This window comes from Actinomycetota bacterium (assembly GCA_040881665.1).
Taxonomy (GTDB): Bacteria; Actinomycetota; UBA4738; order UBA4738; family HRBIN12; genus JBBDWR01.
In genome coordinates, this window is sequence record JBBECT010000007.1 from 316,978 (window position 1) to 331,552 (window position 14,575).

The 14,575-nt window shown below is 69.6% G+C and carries 15 protein-coding genes; 2 read left to right on the top strand and 13 right to left on the bottom strand.

Going from position 1 to position 14,575, the window contains the following annotated elements; all coding sequences use genetic code 11:
* Position 1: 1 nt before the first annotated feature.
* From guaA to WEF05_11710, 4 genes are all read right to left on the bottom strand, one after another.
* Positions 2 to 1,543, bottom strand: coding sequence for a glutamine-hydrolyzing GMP synthase (guaA, locus tag WEF05_11695; GenBank protein MEX1102543.1), 1,542 nt, complete (start codon positions 1,541 to 1,543; stop codon positions 2 to 4).
* 7 nt (positions 1,544 to 1,550) lie between these two features.
* Positions 1,551 to 2,717 (bottom strand): GuaB3 family IMP dehydrogenase-related protein, encoded by a 1,167-nt coding sequence (locus WEF05_11700; GenBank protein ID MEX1102544.1) that lies wholly within the window; start codon positions 2,715 to 2,717, stop codon positions 1,551 to 1,553.
* A gap of 133 nt (positions 2,718 to 2,850) precedes the next feature.
* A complete protein-coding gene (gene cysC / locus WEF05_11705; GenBank protein MEX1102545.1) occupies positions 2,851 to 3,477 on the bottom strand; it encodes an adenylyl-sulfate kinase in 627 nt (208 codons plus the stop codon).
* Positions 3,474 to 4,871: an alkaline phosphatase family protein gene (locus WEF05_11710; protein ID MEX1102546.1), complete on the bottom strand. Its 1,398-nt coding sequence runs from the start codon at positions 4,869 to 4,871 to the stop codon at positions 3,474 to 3,476. Before WEF05_11710 ends, cysC begins: the two co-directional genes overlap by 4 nt.
* 149 nt (positions 4,872 to 5,020) lie before the next feature.
* Between WEF05_11710 and WEF05_11715 the strand changes: the two genes are divergently transcribed.
* On the top strand, positions 5,021 to 5,437 hold the full coding sequence (locus WEF05_11715) for a hypothetical protein (GenBank protein ID MEX1102547.1): 417 nt from the start codon (positions 5,021 to 5,023) through the stop codon (positions 5,435 to 5,437).
* A 3-nt stretch (positions 5,438 to 5,440) separates the two neighbouring features.
* On the opposite strand, the gene WEF05_11720 is transcribed toward WEF05_11715, so the two are convergent.
* The 3 genes from WEF05_11720 to groES form a co-directional block, all read right to left on the bottom strand.
* Entirely contained in the window at positions 5,441 to 6,502 is a 1,062-nt protein-coding gene (locus tag WEF05_11720) for a Glu/Leu/Phe/Val dehydrogenase dimerization domain-containing protein (protein ID MEX1102548.1), read from the bottom strand.
* 111 nt (positions 6,503 to 6,613) lie between these two features.
* Complete coding sequence (groL, locus tag WEF05_11725; protein ID MEX1102549.1) at positions 6,614 to 8,233, bottom strand: chaperonin GroEL; 1,620 nt, start codon at positions 8,231 to 8,233, stop codon at positions 6,614 to 6,616.
* Positions 8,234 to 8,258: 25 nt separating this feature from the next.
* Positions 8,259 to 8,555: a co-chaperone GroES gene (groES, locus tag WEF05_11730; protein ID MEX1102550.1), complete on the bottom strand. Its 297-nt coding sequence runs from the start codon at positions 8,553 to 8,555 to the stop codon at positions 8,259 to 8,261.
* 238 nt (positions 8,556 to 8,793) lie between these two features.
* Here groES and WEF05_11735 point away from each other — a divergent pair, with 238 nt between their 5' ends.
* A complete protein-coding gene (locus WEF05_11735) occupies positions 8,794 to 9,390 on the top strand; it encodes a hypothetical protein (GenBank protein ID MEX1102551.1) in 597 nt (198 codons plus the stop codon).
* 63 nt (positions 9,391 to 9,453) lie between these two features.
* Here the strand turns inward: WEF05_11735 and WEF05_11740 are convergent, their stop codons facing one another.
* From WEF05_11740 to tsaE, 6 genes are all read right to left on the bottom strand, one after another.
* Entirely contained in the window at positions 9,454 to 10,824 is a 1,371-nt protein-coding gene (locus WEF05_11740; protein ID MEX1102552.1) for a serine hydrolase domain-containing protein, read from the bottom strand.
* A gap of 4 nt (positions 10,825 to 10,828) precedes the next feature.
* Positions 10,829 to 11,773, bottom strand: a complete 945-nt coding sequence (locus WEF05_11745) for an NAD-dependent epimerase/dehydratase family protein (GenBank protein MEX1102553.1) — start codon at positions 11,771 to 11,773, stop codon at positions 10,829 to 10,831.
* Between the two features lie 76 nt (positions 11,774 to 11,849).
* A complete protein-coding gene (gene tsaD / locus WEF05_11750; GenBank protein MEX1102554.1) occupies positions 11,850 to 12,854 on the bottom strand; it encodes a tRNA (adenosine(37)-N6)-threonylcarbamoyltransferase complex transferase subunit TsaD in 1,005 nt (334 codons plus the stop codon).
* Positions 12,851 to 13,399: a ribosomal protein S18-alanine N-acetyltransferase gene (gene rimI / locus WEF05_11755; protein ID MEX1102555.1), complete on the bottom strand. Its 549-nt coding sequence runs from the start codon at positions 13,397 to 13,399 to the stop codon at positions 12,851 to 12,853. Before rimI ends, tsaD begins: the two co-directional genes overlap by 4 nt.
* The gene (gene tsaB, locus WEF05_11760; protein MEX1102556.1) at positions 13,353 to 14,063 is read right to left on the bottom strand and encodes a tRNA (adenosine(37)-N6)-threonylcarbamoyltransferase complex dimerization subunit type 1 TsaB; all 711 of its coding nucleotides are present in this window, start codon (positions 14,061 to 14,063) and stop codon (positions 13,353 to 13,355) included. Before tsaB ends, rimI begins: the two co-directional genes overlap by 47 nt.
* Positions 14,060 to 14,566 carry a tRNA (adenosine(37)-N6)-threonylcarbamoyltransferase complex ATPase subunit type 1 TsaE gene (tsaE, locus tag WEF05_11765; GenBank protein MEX1102557.1) on the bottom strand — a complete coding sequence of 169 codons (507 nt, stop codon included), beginning with the start codon at positions 14,564 to 14,566 and terminating at the stop codon, positions 14,060 to 14,062. The genes tsaB and tsaE overlap by 4 nt, the downstream gene beginning before the upstream one ends.
* Between the last annotated feature and the right edge of the window lie 9 nt (positions 14,567 to 14,575).

The window sequence follows — 14,575 nt, forward strand, 5'->3', positions numbered from 1 at the left end:
GCTACTCCCACTCGATCGTGCCGGGTGGCTTGCTCGTGACGTCGTAGGCGACCCTGTTCACGCCGGGAACCTCGCGGACGATCCGGTTCGCGATCGTGTCGAGCACCTCGGCGGGCAGCCGCGCCCAGTCGGCCGTCATCGCGTCCTCGCTCGTCACCGCCCGCACGATCACCGGATGTTCGTAGGTGCGCCCGTCCCCCATCACGCCGACCGACTGCACGTCGGCCAGGAGCACGCAGAACGCCTGCCACGTCGCTCCTTCGAGGTCGGCGCGGCGGATCTCCTCACGGACGATGTGGTCGGCGCCGCGAACCATCGCGAGGTTCGCCGGGGTGACCTCGCCCACGATCCGCACCGCCAGGCCCGGGCCCGGGAACGGCTGGCGCTGCACGATCTCCTCGGGGAGACCGAGCTCGGAGCCCACAGTGCGCACCTCGTCCTTGAACAGGTCGCGCAGCGGCTCGATCAGCTCGAAGTCCATGTCCTCGGGCAGCCCGCCCACGTTGTGGTGGCTCTTGATGTTCGCCGCGGTCTTCGACCCGCTCTCGATCACGTCCGGGTACAGCGTGCCCTGCACGAGGAACCGAGCCCCCGTGTGGTCTCGCGCGACCTCCTCGAAGACCCGGATGAACTCCTCGCCGATCAGCTTGCGCTTGGTCTCGGGATCGGTGACACCGGCGAGCTTGGCCAGGAATCGGTCGGCGGCCTTCACATGGACGAGCGGCACCTTGAAGTGGCGGGCGAACGTCTCTTCGACCTGTTCGGGTTCGCCCTCGCGGTTGAGCCCGTGATCGACGAACACGCAGGTGAGCTGCTCGCCGATCGCCCGGTGCACGAGCAGTGCGGCGACGCTGGAGTCGACGCCGCCCGACAGCGCGCAGAGCACCTCGGCGTCACCGACCCGCGCGCGGATCCGTTCCACGGCGTCGTCGATGATGTTCGTCGGCGTCCAGTCGGGCAGCAGGCCGCACCCGTCGTAGCAGAACCGCTTGAAGACCTCCTGCCCGCGATCGGTGTGGGAGACCTCGGGGTGGAACTGCACCGAGTACAGACCGCGTTCGGGATCCTCCATCGCGGCGATCGGGATCTGCTCGGTTCGGGCCGTGACCCGGAAACCGTCGGGGGCGCGCGTCACCGCATCGCCGTGACTCATCCACACGGTCCGCTCTCCCGCCTGGTCCGCCAGCAGCACGCCGGGGATCTCGACCTGCATGCGCGTGCCGCCGTACTCCCGCTGGCCCGTCGGGGCGACCTCGCCGCCGAGATCGCGCGCCATCAACTGGTGTCCGTAGCAGATGCCGAGGACGGGTACCCCGAGCCCGAACACCTCCGGGTCCACGGCCGGCGCGCCCTCGGTGTAGACCGACGCGGGACCTCCCGACAGCACGATCCCCGCCGGGCGCTTCGCGCGGAGCTCGTCGGCGGTCGCATCGTGCGGGACGATCTCGGAGTACACGTGGCACTCACGGATACGCCGCGCGATCAGCTGGGCGTACTGCGCACCGAGGTCGACGACGAGGATCGGCCGCGGCGCGTCGCTCACGAGTCGCTCACGTCTTGTGGCCCATCCCGATGTTCTGTGCCGTCTGATAGGTCTTGCCCTCGCTCTTGATCGAGGGAGCGACGACGAGCTCGGCCTTCTGGAACTCCTTGACGTTCGCGTAGCCCGTCGTGGCCATCGAGGTGCGCAGGGCCTCGAACAGGTTCAGCGTCCCGTCGTTCTCGTGGGCGGGGCCGGACAGGATCTCCTGCATGCTCGCGACCTGGTTCGTCTTCACTCGAGCGCCGCGCGGCAAGGTGGGATGGAACGTCGCCATACCCCAGTGGTACCCGCGACCGGGCGCCTCGTAGGCGCGGGTGAGCGGCGACCCGATCATCACCGCGTCGGCGCCGCAGGCGATCGCCTTCGAGATGTCGCCGCCGGTGCGCATCCCGCCGTCGGCGATCACGTGGCAGTAGCGGCCGGTCTCGTGCTGATGCTCCCGCCGGGCGGCCGCCGCATCGGCGATCGCCGTCGCCTGGGGAACGCCGATCCCGAGCACGCCGCGCGAGGTGCACGCGTTGCCCGGACCGACGCCGACGAGCACCCCGACCGCGCCGGTCCGCATCAGGTGCAGGGCGGTGGAATAGCTCGCGCAGCCGCCGACGATCACCGGCAGGTCGAACGTCGCGATGAACTGCTTCAGGTTCAGCGGCTCTGTGTGGGTCGACACGTGCTCGGCCGAGACCACCGTTCCCTGGATCACGAGGATGTCGAGCTCGGCCTCGAGGACGAGCTTGGAGAACGCCTCGACCCGCTGGGGCGTCAGCGACGCGCAGCTGATCACGCCCGCATCCTTGATCTCCCGGATCCTGCGCCCGATCAGGTCCTCCTTGATCGGCTCGGCGTACAGCTCCTGCATCCGCCGCGTGGCCTTCTCCTCCGGGAGCTCGGCGATCTCCTGGTAGACCGCGTCGGGGTCCTCGTAGCGGGTCCACAGGCCCTCGAGGTTGAGGCACGCGAGGCCGCCGAGCTTGCCGACCTCGATCGCGGCGGCCGGCGAGACGGCGGCGTCCATCGCCGAAGCCATCATCGGCAGCTCGAACTTGTAGGCGTCGATCTGCCAGGAGATGTCGACGTCGTCGGGATCGCGGGTCCTGCGGCTGGGCACGATCGCGACCTCGTCGAACCCGTAGGCGCGTCGCGCCGTCTTGCCGATCCCGATCTCGTACTCCATGCCAGGCATCTCCCCCGTGCTCGCCGTCTACCCACCCACGAACGCAGAACGCCCACCCAGGCTCGGGCGGGCGTCGAAGCGTTCCATAGTGCAACGGTACCAGCGGAGAGACCCCGCCGGTGGTTGCGCTCGGTCAGTGCTCTTTCTTGACGTTCCCCGAGTCGGTGACGCGCAGGTCGGTCTGGCCGGAGTGCGCCCGATCGCCCTCCACGAGCACGGTGGCGTCGTCGATCCGGCCGAGCTCGGCGAGCTTCTTGAGCACGTTCTGCAGCGAGTCCTCGGGGCTCTCGGCGAGCGTGTCGACCACGAGCTCGGGGTTCTCGGGGACCTCGTAGGGGTCATCCACCCCGGTGAAGCCGGTGATCTCGCCGGCCAGCGCCTTCTTGTACAGGCCCTTCGGGTCGCGGTTGGCCGCGATCTCGTCGACCGTCGCGTGCACGTAGACCTCGACGAACTCGCCGATCAGCTCGCGCGCGTCGTCGCGTGTCGCCTTGTACGGGGAGATCGGGCAGCAGATCGTCGCGACGCCGTTGCGGGTCAGCAGGTCGGCGACGAACGCGATCCGCGCGATGTTCGTGTCGCGGTCTTCCTTCGAGAAGCCGAGCCCCTTCGACAGGTTCTGACGAACGACATCGCCGTCGAGGATCTCCGCCTTCAGTCCGCGCGCCTGGAACTCGTGCAGCAGCATCTCGGCGATCGTGGACTTGCCCGACCCCGAGAGGCCGGTGAACCAGACGGTGAACCCTTGCTGCTCGCTCACAGGAAGCTCCTTCCGACGGCGCCCGCGGGCGCCTCGATGCCGTAGAGGTCGAGGATCGTCGGGCCGACGTCCACGAGGTTGAGTCCGGAGACCTCGCCGGTCTTCTGGTCCGGCAGGCCGGCCATGACGAAGATGCCGTCACGGTCGTGGTTGGCCCCGTCGGGACCGGTGTCGTTCTCGTAGGTGTAGATGCTCGGATTGCCGACCGAGCCGACCGACCGCCACTCCAGATCCCCGAAGTAGACGATCAGGTCCGGTGCCACGCCTTTCACCTCCGTATAGACGTCCTGGGGCTTGAACACCTTCGTACCGAGCGGCTGCCCATCGGGTCCGGGCGCGGCCTCGAGCTTGCGGATCAGCTCGTCGCGCACGTTCTCGTACTCGGCCGGGTCGACCGTGCCGTTGGGCTCGCGGCCCTTCACGTTGAGGAAACAGCGCCCGTAGTAGCCGCCGTCGCCCCAGACTGCGGTGTTCGTCCAGTCGACCGAGGCTTTCGAGATCGGCGTGGGCTCCGAGACGGGCTCGGCGAGCTTCAGGTAGCCCTCCTGGATCAGCCAGTCGTTGAAGCAGAGGCCACCCATCATCGGACGCGCGCCGTGGTCGGACATCACCATCGTCACCGCGTCGTCGGGGATCAGCTCGAGCAACGAACCGACCTGCTGGTCGAGGAACCGGTAGTACTCCTGGAACACCTGCTCGTACCGGTTCCCCTCTTCGTACAGGGGGTGGCGTGGGTCGAAGTACTGCCAGAACACGTGATGCAGACGGTCGAGCGCGATGTCGCAGATCATGAAGAAGTCCCACGGCTTGTTCTGGATCAGCCGACGCCCCACTTGGAACCGGCGCTCGGTCATCTTGAAGACCTGGTCGAGCGTGACGTCGAACCCCGCCTTGCGGAAGTTCGGGATGTCGAAGATGTAGGGGTTGTCGGGGCCGAGCTCGTCGGTGATCTCGACCTCGAGCTCCCGCGGGTAGGCGAAATGCTCGGCAGAGGGCGGGGTCAGGAAACATCCGACCCGCCAGCCGGGGAACTCCTTCGGTGGGGGGAAGCTCGGGGGAACGCCGATCAGCACCGAGCGCTTGCCCGCCTCGCCGAGCTTGTCCCATACGGCGGGCTCCTTGATCGAGCCACTGTGGGCGATCGACAGGCCGTCGTAGGTGTGGTCCTTGCGGTTGCGGAACCCGTAGATCCCGAGCTGTCCGGGGGTCGATCCGGTCATCGCGCAGGCCCATGCCGGAACGGTGATGGGAGGCGTGATGCTCGCCAGTGTGCCGTACATCCCCTCGCCCATCAGCTTCGCGATGTTGGGAACCTCGGCCGCGAGATCCTTGAACAGCAGCTGAGGCGCGCCGCAGTCGATACCGATCACCGCGACACGGAGGTCGTTCGTCATGCATCCACCTCGTGGACTAGAGGGTCTGACTACGGAACGGGCCCGGCGCACGGGGGGAGCCGCCTTCGATGCCCGATACAGCGGCGCGTAGCCTACCAAACCCGCAGGTCGCAGCCCGGTCGCGTCCCCGGCCGCTAGGATGCCCGGCGATGACGTTCCTGCGACGGGTCCTGTATTGGGAGGCGGTCGCCCTCGCGCTGCTCGGTGCGGCGCTCGTGATCGCCCCCGGCGTCCTGTTCGTCGACGTGCTCGATCAGGCGCCACACCCGGACGGAGCGTGGATGCGGATCGGAGGCGTTCAGGCGATCGGGATCGCGCTGCTCATGGTGCTCGTCGGTCAGAACGTCGAGGATCGCTGGTGGTGGGCCTGGGCGTTCTGCGTCGTGTTCGCCGGGACCGCGACCATCTCGGTGTTCAACGCCGCCTTCGGCGTCCCCGACGGCGCGTCCTCGCTCTCGTGGTGGCTGCTCGGGCTCATCGCGGTCGCGCTCGCGGGGATGCTGCTGTGGGCGATCGGGCGAGCCGGCATCGAACGGCCTCCCGACGTGCAGGTGGGTGAGGACTGACCTTCAGCGGTCGCCGCGGGCCTGGGCGAGCCGCTGCCGCACGACGAACGCGGCGGCCTCGTCGGTCGTCAGACCCTGGAGATCGGCGAGGGCGAACAACTCCCGGAGGGTCGAGCCGATCCGCTCCAGGCGCGCGGTCAGCTGCGGCTCGTTCCAGCCCAGGGTTTCCCGACCGGCCAGCGCGAGCACGCCGCCAGCGCTGATCGCCGCATCCGGCGCGTAGAGGATGTGGCGCTCGCGCAGGCGACGAGCGTCTTCGGGCGTCGCGAGCTGATTGTTCGCCGCGCCGGCGACGACCCGGCAGCGCAGGAGCGGCACGGTCTCCTCGTTCAGCATCCCGCCGGTCGCACAGGGCGAGAGGACGTCGCACGGCGTAACGAGCGCGTCGTCGGGCGCCGCGACCTTCGCGCCGATCCGGTCGGCGAGCGCGGTTGCGCGGTCGGCCACGACGTCAGACACGAACACCTGCGCTCCCGCTTCGGCGAGCAGCTCGCAGAGCCCGGACCCGACCGCTCCCGCTCCCTGCACGACCACGGTTCGGTCCGCGGGCGAGGGCGAGCCGAACGCGTGCTCGAGGCACGCGCGGATCCCGTGGAACACGCCCATCGCCGTGGCGGGGGCGCTGGTGCCCGATCCACCGTTGCCGGACGAGCGGCCCAGCACGTGCGACGTGCGCTCCGCGATCACGTCCATGTCGGTCTCGGTCGTGTTCATGTCGCAGGCCGTCACGTAGCTGCCGTCGAGCGATCCGAGCACGTCCGCGTAGCGCAGCAGCAGTGCGCGTCGGTCGTCTCCCTCCGGGATCCGCGGGACGGCGAGCACCGCCTTGCCGCCGCCGAAAGGCAGCTCGGCGAGCGCGTTCTTCGCGGTCATCGCCCCGGACAAGCGCACCGCGTCGCCGACCGCCTCGTCGACCCCGCCCGGATAGACCTTCATGCGCGTTCCGCCCATCCCGGGGCCGAGCGCGGTCGAATGCACCGCGACCACGATCCACACGCCCGTGGATGGGACGCGGCGCACGGTCAGCGACTCGCCGTCCCAGTCGCGGAGCACCGGATCGGTCATGGACGCAGCATCGCCCACCCACGCCAACGATGTCGACCCCGACGCCGGGAACGCGTCGAGGGGGCCGGTTCCCCGGCCCCCTCGAAGGTCGTGCACGTCTCGGAACGACGCTCAGTGCATGTGTCCGTCGCCACCTGCAGCGGCGGACTCGTCCTCTTCCGGCTTCTCGACGACCGCGCTCTCGGTGGTGAGCACGAGCGCAGCGATCGACGCCGCGTTCTGCAGCGCCGAGCGGGTGACCTTGGCCGGGTCGATGATCCCGGCCTTCACCATGTCCACCCAGTCGCCGGTAGCGGCGTTGAAGCCCTGGCCGGAGTCGCCTTCGCTGCGGATCTGCTGGACGATCACCGCGCCTTCGTAGCCGGCGTTGTCGGCGATCACGCGCGCGGGCGCGGACAGCGCCGAGCGTACGATCCTCGCGCCGGTGGCCTCATCGCCCTCGAGGTCGAGCTTGTCGAGCGAGGACTCGACCCGCAGCAGCGTCACGCCGCCTCCGGGAACGATCCCCTCCTCGATCGCCGCGCGCGTGGAGCGCAGGGCGTCCTCGATCCGATGCTTCTTCTCCTTGAGCTCGACCTCGGTCGCCGCGCCGACGCGGACGATCGCGACACCGCCCGACAGCTTCGCGAGGCGCTCGGAGAGCTTCTCGCGGTCCCAGTCGGAGTCGGTGTTGTCGATCTCACCCTTGATCTGCCCGACGCGGCCCTTGACCTTCTCGTTGTCGCCCCCGCCCTCGATGATCGTCGTGTCGTCCTTGGTGACGACCACCTTGCGCGCGCGACCGAGCAGTTCGAGTCCCGCGTTCTCGAGCTTCAGGCCGACCTCCTCGGAGACGACCTCGCCTCCGGTGAGAACGGCGATGTCCTCGAGCATCGCCTTGCGGCGGTCGCCGAACCCCGGAGCCTTGACGGCCGTGGCGTTGAACGTGCCGCGGATCTTGTTCACCACGAGCGTGGCCAGGGCCTCGCCCTCGATGTCCTCGGCGATGATCACGAGCGGCTTGCCCGCCTGCATCACCTTCTCGAGCACCGGCAGGACCTCCTGCACGCTCGAGATCTTCTTGTTCACGATCAGGATGTACGGCTCGTCGAGGACAGCCTCCATCCGCTCTTGGTCGGTGACGAAGTACGGCGAGATGTAGCCCTTGTCGAACTGCATACCCTCGACGAACTCCAGCTCCATGCCGAAGGTGTTCGACTCCTCGACCGTGACGACGCCGTCCTTGCCGACCTTGTCGAGCGCCTCGGCGAGCACGTCGCCCACCTCGGCACTGGCCGCGGAGATGGCGCCGACGTTCGCGATCTCGTCGCGACCCTCGACCTCCTTGGCCTGCTGTTCGATCGCCTCGACGGCGCTCACGACGGCCTTCTCGATCCCGCGCTTGAGCGCCATCGGGTTCGCACCCGCAGCGACGTTCTTCATGCCGGCACGTACCATCGCCCGCGCGAGCACGGTCGCCGTCGTCGTGCCGTCACCCGCGACGTCGTCGGTCTTCGTCGCGACCTCCTTGGCGAGCTGGGCGCCCATGTTCTCCCACGGGTCGTCGAGCTCGACCTCCTTCGCGATCGTCACGCCGTCGTTCGTGATCGTGGGGGGTCCCCACTTCTTGTCGAGGACGACGTTGTGGCCCTTCGGCCCCAGCGTGATCGCGACCGCGTCGGCGAGCTTGTTGACGCCGGCCTCGAGCGCGCGCCGGGCCTCCTCGCTGAACTTCAGAAGCTTGGCTGCCATACGGTGGCTCCTTCGCTTGCTCGGGTTACTTGTTGAGGACGGCGAGGACGTCGCGGGCCGACAGGATCAGGTACTCCTGGCCCTCGACCTTGACCTCGGTGCCGCCGTACTTCGAGTAGATCACCTTGTCGCCGACGGCCACGTCGAGCGGCACGCGGGTGCCGTCCTCGAACCGGCCGGGGCCCGCCGCGACGACCTCGCCCTCCTGGGGCTTCTCCTTCGCGGTGTCGGGGATCACGATGCCGCTGGAGGTCGTTTCCTCGCCCTCGCCGGGCTTCACGACGATCCGGTCTTCCAGGGGCTTCAGGTTGAAGTCCGCCATGCCTTGCCTCCTTGTGCTTGGTCCGTACGGGTCGGAGCGGGTTAGCACTCTGCTGCTGTGAGTGCTAACAGCATAGACAGCCGAGTGCCAAGGGTCAACGCGAGCCCCCGGACGCCGGCGACCACGCTCCTGTCCACGTCGTTCGTGGCGGGGTGCTTGCGGCCGACCATCTGCCCCCGGACACTTCCCTCGCACGCGGCGGCGCCCGCCGCCGACGCCGAGGAAACAGGAGGGCTGCATGCTCGCACTGCTCCGGAAGAACCTGACGACGGTCGTCGTGGCACTCGTGACCGCCGCCGTGACCGCCGGAGGCGTCGCCGTCGCCGGCCAGGTGATCAACGCCGACAAGCTCGAAGGACGGAAGGCGAACGAGCTGATCCGCGGCTCCGCGAACCACACCGGCGGCCTCGCGAAGGTGACCGCGCTGCGTGGCGGCGACGGCGCCCAGCTGATCCAGACGAAGGTGACGGCGCCGCGGCGCGGCTACCTGATGGTGACCGCCGGAGCGGACGTGTTCGCCGGCATCTTCGCGCGGCGAGGGGACATCCCGAACACGACCCAGTGCTGGATCACGATCGATGGGGCCTTCATCGACGGGTCCGGCCGCTGGATGGAGCACGCCACCGGCAACAACGAGGAGGACTGCAGCACGAACGTCGGCTGGGTCGTTCCCTCTGGCCAGCACACGGTCCGGCTGATGATCGACGCGAACAAGGGCCTCAGTGCCTCGAGCCGTTCGATCGAAGTGATCTTCGTTCCCTTCAACGGAACGGGGAAGGTTCCGGACCTCGAGGCGATCCCGAAGCCGCGGATCGAGCACGCGCCCAACGCCTGAGACCGCCGATCGATCCGGAGGGCCCGGGCCGCGCGCTCGGGCCCTCCGCACGTCCGGACCCGGCTATTCCGCGGGAAGCAGGCGCACGAGCGGCCAGCCCGAGATCTGCAACCCCGTGACGGTTCCGTCGACCCCGCGCCGGAACGCGCATCGCTCCCCCGACTCGGACCCGCCCCGGACGACGAACTCCAGCGGAGCCTCGGTCGGTTCCAATGTCTGCAGGTCGTCCGGCGACCACGCGAGTGCCAGCCGCCCTTCGCGCCACACCACGCGCGCGGGCTCTCCGAGGTCCTCCCAGGCGTAGAGGCCGAGCAGCTCCACGTACGCCTCCGGGACGGGTACGGGCACGCTCGGCACGGGAACCGCATGCGCCTCGACGGCATCGGCCGCGACCTCGAGGAGCTCGAGTGCGAGCGTTCCCGCGGGACCCTCGCCGTTCGCGAGCGCGATCGCGGCCACGCGGGTCCGAGGATCGAACACGAGTCGGCTCCTGAACCCGAACGTTCCACCGGCGTGGCCGACCACGACACCGTGGTCGGTGCGGGTGCAGTACCACGCCAAGCCCTGTGCCTCGGTCCAGGCGGCGTCGACGATCCGTCGCGGCCGGTGCATCTCGGCGAGAGAGGTTCCCACCAGCACCCGATCGCCGCGCCGCTCGGCCGCGTCGGTGCGGAACTGCGCCGACGCCCAGCACGCGAGATCGCGCACGCTCGAGACCAAGCCGCCTTCGGCGTCGGTCCCCTTCATCCGGGTCGGCGAGACCGGGGGCGCGTCGGTGAACGTCCGTGGGTAGTGCCCGCTGGCGCGGGGAGCCTCGCCGGGGAGCTCGCCTTCGAACCCGCTGCGACGCATCCCGAGCGGGTCGAGGAGCGCCTCGCGAACCTGCGAGCGATAGGGCCGGCCGGCGACCCGCGCGACGACCTCGCCGAGCAGCTGGTATCCGAGGTTGGAGTACTTCGCCCCGGCGTCGGGAGCGAGCGCGAGCTCGACCCGGTCGAGCGCGGCGACGACCTCGTCGATCGTCGGGAACGTGCCCGCTCGCCAATCGAGCGTGGGCGCCTCGACCGGGAGCCCGGCCTCGTGGGTCAGCAGCCGCCGCAGCGTGACCTCCTCGATCGGCCCCCACGGATTCGTCGCACCCGCGAACTCCGGCACATGGGCGACGAGCGGATCGTCCAGGCGGAGCAACCCCTGGTCTCGGAGCTGAACGATCGCGGTCCCCGTCAAGGTCTTGGTGATCGACCCGACGCGGAACAGGGTGTCCGCATCGACCGGGCTCGCTCCCTCGAGCTCGGCGAACCCGTGTCCGGCAGCCCACGCGAGATCGTCGCCGACGACCACTCCGGCCGCGACGCCCGGAGCTCCGTGCGCGGCGACGTGACGGGCGACGAGCGAGTCGAGTCGTCCCTCGGCACCCGCGAGCTCGCCGCCCACCGGGTCAGATCCCCTTCAGGTAGGCGACCGTCTCCCCGAGGCCGTCTTCGAGGTGGGTCCAGGGGCGCCAGCCCAGCGCCTGGGCGGCGAGCGCGTTGTCGAGGGCGATCCTGCGGATCTCCCCCGGCGGCGGCGGACCCTGCTGCGGGTCCGTCGAGACGCCGACGATGTCGGCGATCATCCGGTACAGGTGGTTCACGGTCGTCTCGAGGGCCGTCCCGATGTTCACGAGCTTGCCCGAGCCGCGCTCGAGCGTGAGCGCGAACGCGTGGACGACGTCGTCGATGAACACGAAGTCACGGGTCTGGTTCCCGTCGCCGAACACCGCGGGAGTCTCGCCGGCGAGCAGCTTCGACGCGAAGATCGAGACGACGCCCGCCTCCCCGTGCGGGTCCTGGCGCGGGCCGTAGACGTTCCCGAGGGCCAGCGAGGTCGCATCCAGCCCCCGGAACCGCGAGTAGTAGCTCAGGTAGTCGATCGCGACCTTCTTGCTGACGCCGTAGGGCGAGGCGGGGCGCGAGCCCTGGGCGGCGCTCTCCTTCACCGGGATCCGTCGCGCGTCACCGTAGAGGGTGCCGCCGCTGGCGGCGTAGATCACCTTGCGCACCCCGACCTTGACGCTGCACTCGAGCACGTTCAACAGTCCCATCACGTTGATGTCGGCGTCGGTCACCGGATCGGTCAGGGACGGACGGACCCCCGACTGAGCGGCGAGATGCATCACGAACTCGGGACGATGGCGCTCGAACATCGGCAACAGGCCGTCGGCGCGCACGTCCATGTTGAAGAACGTGAACTCCTTGCCGTAGCCGCGGGCCTCGCCGAGGTTCGCGATGCGGCCCGTCGTCAGGTCGTCGACCGCGATCACGCGGTGCCCCTCGGCGAGGAGTCGATCCGAGAGGTGGGAGCCGATGAACCCCGCGCCGCCGGTCACGAGGATCGTCGTCATCGTCCCATCCTGCCCGCATCCACGGGCACTGTCACGCAACGGAACCGGGACACCCGGTGATCGGTGCCATCGGCCCTCACGAGGCCAGCTTCAGGTTCGGGTCGGCGCCGACGTCGAGCGAGGTGCGTTCCCCGCGCGCGAGCCGGTGCGCCCCGGCGCTCGCGATCATCGCCCCGTTGTCGGTGCACAGCTCGATCGGCGGGAACAGCACCCGCAATCCGGCGCCGGTCCCGTCGGCCTCGATCCGCTCGCGGAGGCGTGAGTTGGCCACGACACCGCCACCCAGCAGCACGGTTCCCACGCCTCGTTCGGTGGCCGCGCGGATCGTCTTGGTGACCTGGACGTCGACGATGGCCTCCTGGAACGAGGCCGCCAGGTCCGCGGAGTCGATCTCGCGTCCCGCCGCCTGCTCAGCCTTCACGTGCCGCAGCACCGCCGTCTTCAGTCCCGACATCGAGAAGTCGAGCGAGTCGGCCATCGCCCGTGGGAACCGCACGGCGTCGGGGTTGCCCTCGCGGGCCAGCACGTCGACCGCCGGGCCGCCCGGGAACCCGAGGCCGAGCAGCCGGGCGACCTTGTCGAACGCCTCACCCGCCGCGTCGTCGACCGTCTGGCCGAGCACCTCGAACCGATGATCGTCGGGCATGTGCACGATCATCGTGTGGCCGCCCGACACGATCAGCGCGACATAGGGCGGTTCCGGCGGCCCGTGGACGAGGAAGTTCGCCCACACGTGCCCCTCGAGGTGATTCACCCCGATCAGCGGCGCTCCCGTACCGATCGCGATCGACTTGGCCGCGGCGATCCCGACGAGCAGGGCACCGACCAGTCCCGGCCCGACCGTGACGGCGACCCCGTCGAGATCGCCGAACCGGACGCCGGCCTCGTCAAGCGCCTGCTCGGTCAGCGGCGTGAGCGCCTCGACGTGCGCGCGTGCGGCCACCTCCGGAACGACGCCGCCGAACTTGCCGTGCAGATCGACCTGGCTCGCGATCAGATTCGAGCGCACCACGAAGGCGTCCTCGACGATCGCGATCGCCGTCTCGTCGCACGAGGTCTCGACCCCGAGCACGAGCGTCACGGACGGACGCCCTCGGGCAGCTCCGCGGCGATCGCCTCGAGCCGTTCCGCGTAGACGCGTGTGCGGATGTCGTCGACCCACATGATCAGCGCGTCCTCGTTGATCTCCTGGTAGTAGTTCTTGCGGATCCCGACTGGACGGAACCCGAACGATCCGTACAGCCGCTGGGCACCCCAGTTCGACACGCGCACCTCGAGCGAGATCGCCTCGGCACCCAGCTCGATCCCCCCGAACACGAGGTCGTGCAGCAGGCGCGTCCCGACCTTGTGGCGCTGCTGTTCCGGCGCGACCGCGATGTTGGTGACGTGCGCCTCGTCGCCGTAGGAGATCAACCCCCCGTACCCGACGATCGCGCGGTCGACGCGCGCGACGAGATAGCAGCGGTTCGAGGTCTCCATCATCTCGTTGAGGAACAGGTTCGGGCTCCACGGACGCGGGTAGACGCGCCGCTCGATCGCCATCACGCCGCGCAGGTGGCGGCGGCGCATCCGGGCGACCTCAAGACGTGGCGCCTCGGGCTCGCTGATCCCAAGCGATCTCCGCATCCGATCTCCGTAGGTACAGGGGCACGACGTCGGTCAGACGGTCGTGCTCCTCCCGGAGGAACCGCGGCACCGCGAGCTCGACGAGCGCCGCCGCCTGCGGGCGCTGCCGCAGGTCGGAGGCCAGGTCGACCTCTGCGCCGAGGGCTTCCTCGATCTCTGTCCGATACAGGATGGCACCATCCCCGATGAGCAACACCTCTTCGCCGAGGGCCTCGAGGTCGGCGATCAGGTGGTCGGGAGCGGCGACCGCCGGCTCGGTCTGGCGCACCACCCCTCCGGGCACCGGCCGGTACAGCGCGTGGAACACCTCGCCCCGGCGCCCGTCGATCACCGCGCAGATCGCTCGATCCGTGTGCCGCACTGAGAACGCGAGCGCGTCGAGAGAGGTGACGCCGACGATCGGGACGCCGAGGACCTGTGCGAGCGACTTGCCCGCCTGGATCCCGACCCGCAGGCCGGTGAACAGCCCGGGGCCGACGCCCACCGCGATCCCGCCGAGCTGATCGAGCTCGACCCCGGCCCAGCTCCGGAGCTGCTCGAGCGCCGGGAACACCGATTCCTGATGCGTGCGGCCGGTGATCGAGACCTGGGCGAGGATCTCGGACTCGTTTCCGAACGCGACCGACGACTGCGGTGTGGAGGTCTCGATCGCGAGCACGATCACGGGCGGCGGCCTCCTCCCTCGAACGTCCCGGCGAGCCCGGTGAGGCGTTCGTCCCACGAGCCCTCGCCCGCGAGCACGAGCCGTCGGGGCTCGTCCTGCCAGCCCGCGGACCCGTCGGCCGCGGCGGTCGTCAGCTCGATCGTCAGGTGGTGTTCGGGCAACAGAGCGTCGATCGCGTCGCCCCACTCCACGACGAGCACACCGTCCTCGGCGAGGTCCTCGTCGAGACCGAGGTCGATCACGTCCTGCACGCGCTCGAGCCGGTAGACGTCGGCGTGCAGCAGGTGCAGCCGCCCCCGGTACTCCCGCACGAGGGTGAAGGTGGGCGACACGATCTGATCGTCGATCCCCAGACCCCGGGCCAGGCCCTGGACGAGCGTCGTCTTTCCCGCTCCGAGCTCGCCGGTCAGCGCGATCGCGTCGCCCGCGCGAACCAGCTCCCCGATCGCTTCCCCGATCGCCCGGGTCCGGTCCGCGGAGACGGAGTGGAGCTCGAGTCGCACCGACGCACG

Bases quoted from the DNA above. Each gene is read 5' to 3' on its own strand.
- WEF05_11745 (MEX1102553.1), bottom strand. From the start codon at position 11,773: ATGACGACGATCCTCGTGACCGGCGGCGCGGGGTTCATCGGCTCCCAC.
- groES (MEX1102550.1), bottom strand. From the start codon at position 8,555: ATGGCGGACTTCAACCTGAAGCCCCTGGAAGACCGGATCGTCGTGAAG.
- groL (MEX1102549.1), bottom strand. From the start codon at position 8,233: ATGGCAGCCAAGCTTCTGAAGTTCAGCGAGGAGGCCCGGCGCGCGCTC.
- WEF05_11710 (MEX1102546.1), bottom strand. From the start codon at position 4,871: ATGACGAACGACCTCCGTGTCGCGGTGATCGGTATCGACTGCGGCGCG.
- WEF05_11715 (MEX1102547.1), top strand. From the start codon at position 5,021: ATGACGTTCCTGCGACGGGTCCTGTATTGGGAGGCGGTCGCCCTCGCG.
- rimI (MEX1102555.1), bottom strand. From the start codon at position 13,399: ATGCGGAGATCGCTTGGGATCAGCGAGCCCGAGGCGCCACGTCTTGAG.
- WEF05_11735 (MEX1102551.1), top strand. From the start codon at position 8,794: ATGCTCGCACTGCTCCGGAAGAACCTGACGACGGTCGTCGTGGCACTC.
- WEF05_11700 (MEX1102544.1), bottom strand. From the start codon at position 2,717: ATGGAGTACGAGATCGGGATCGGCAAGACGGCGCGACGCGCCTACGGG.
- WEF05_11720 (MEX1102548.1), bottom strand. From the start codon at position 6,502: ATGACCGATCCGGTGCTCCGCGACTGGGACGGCGAGTCGCTGACCGTG.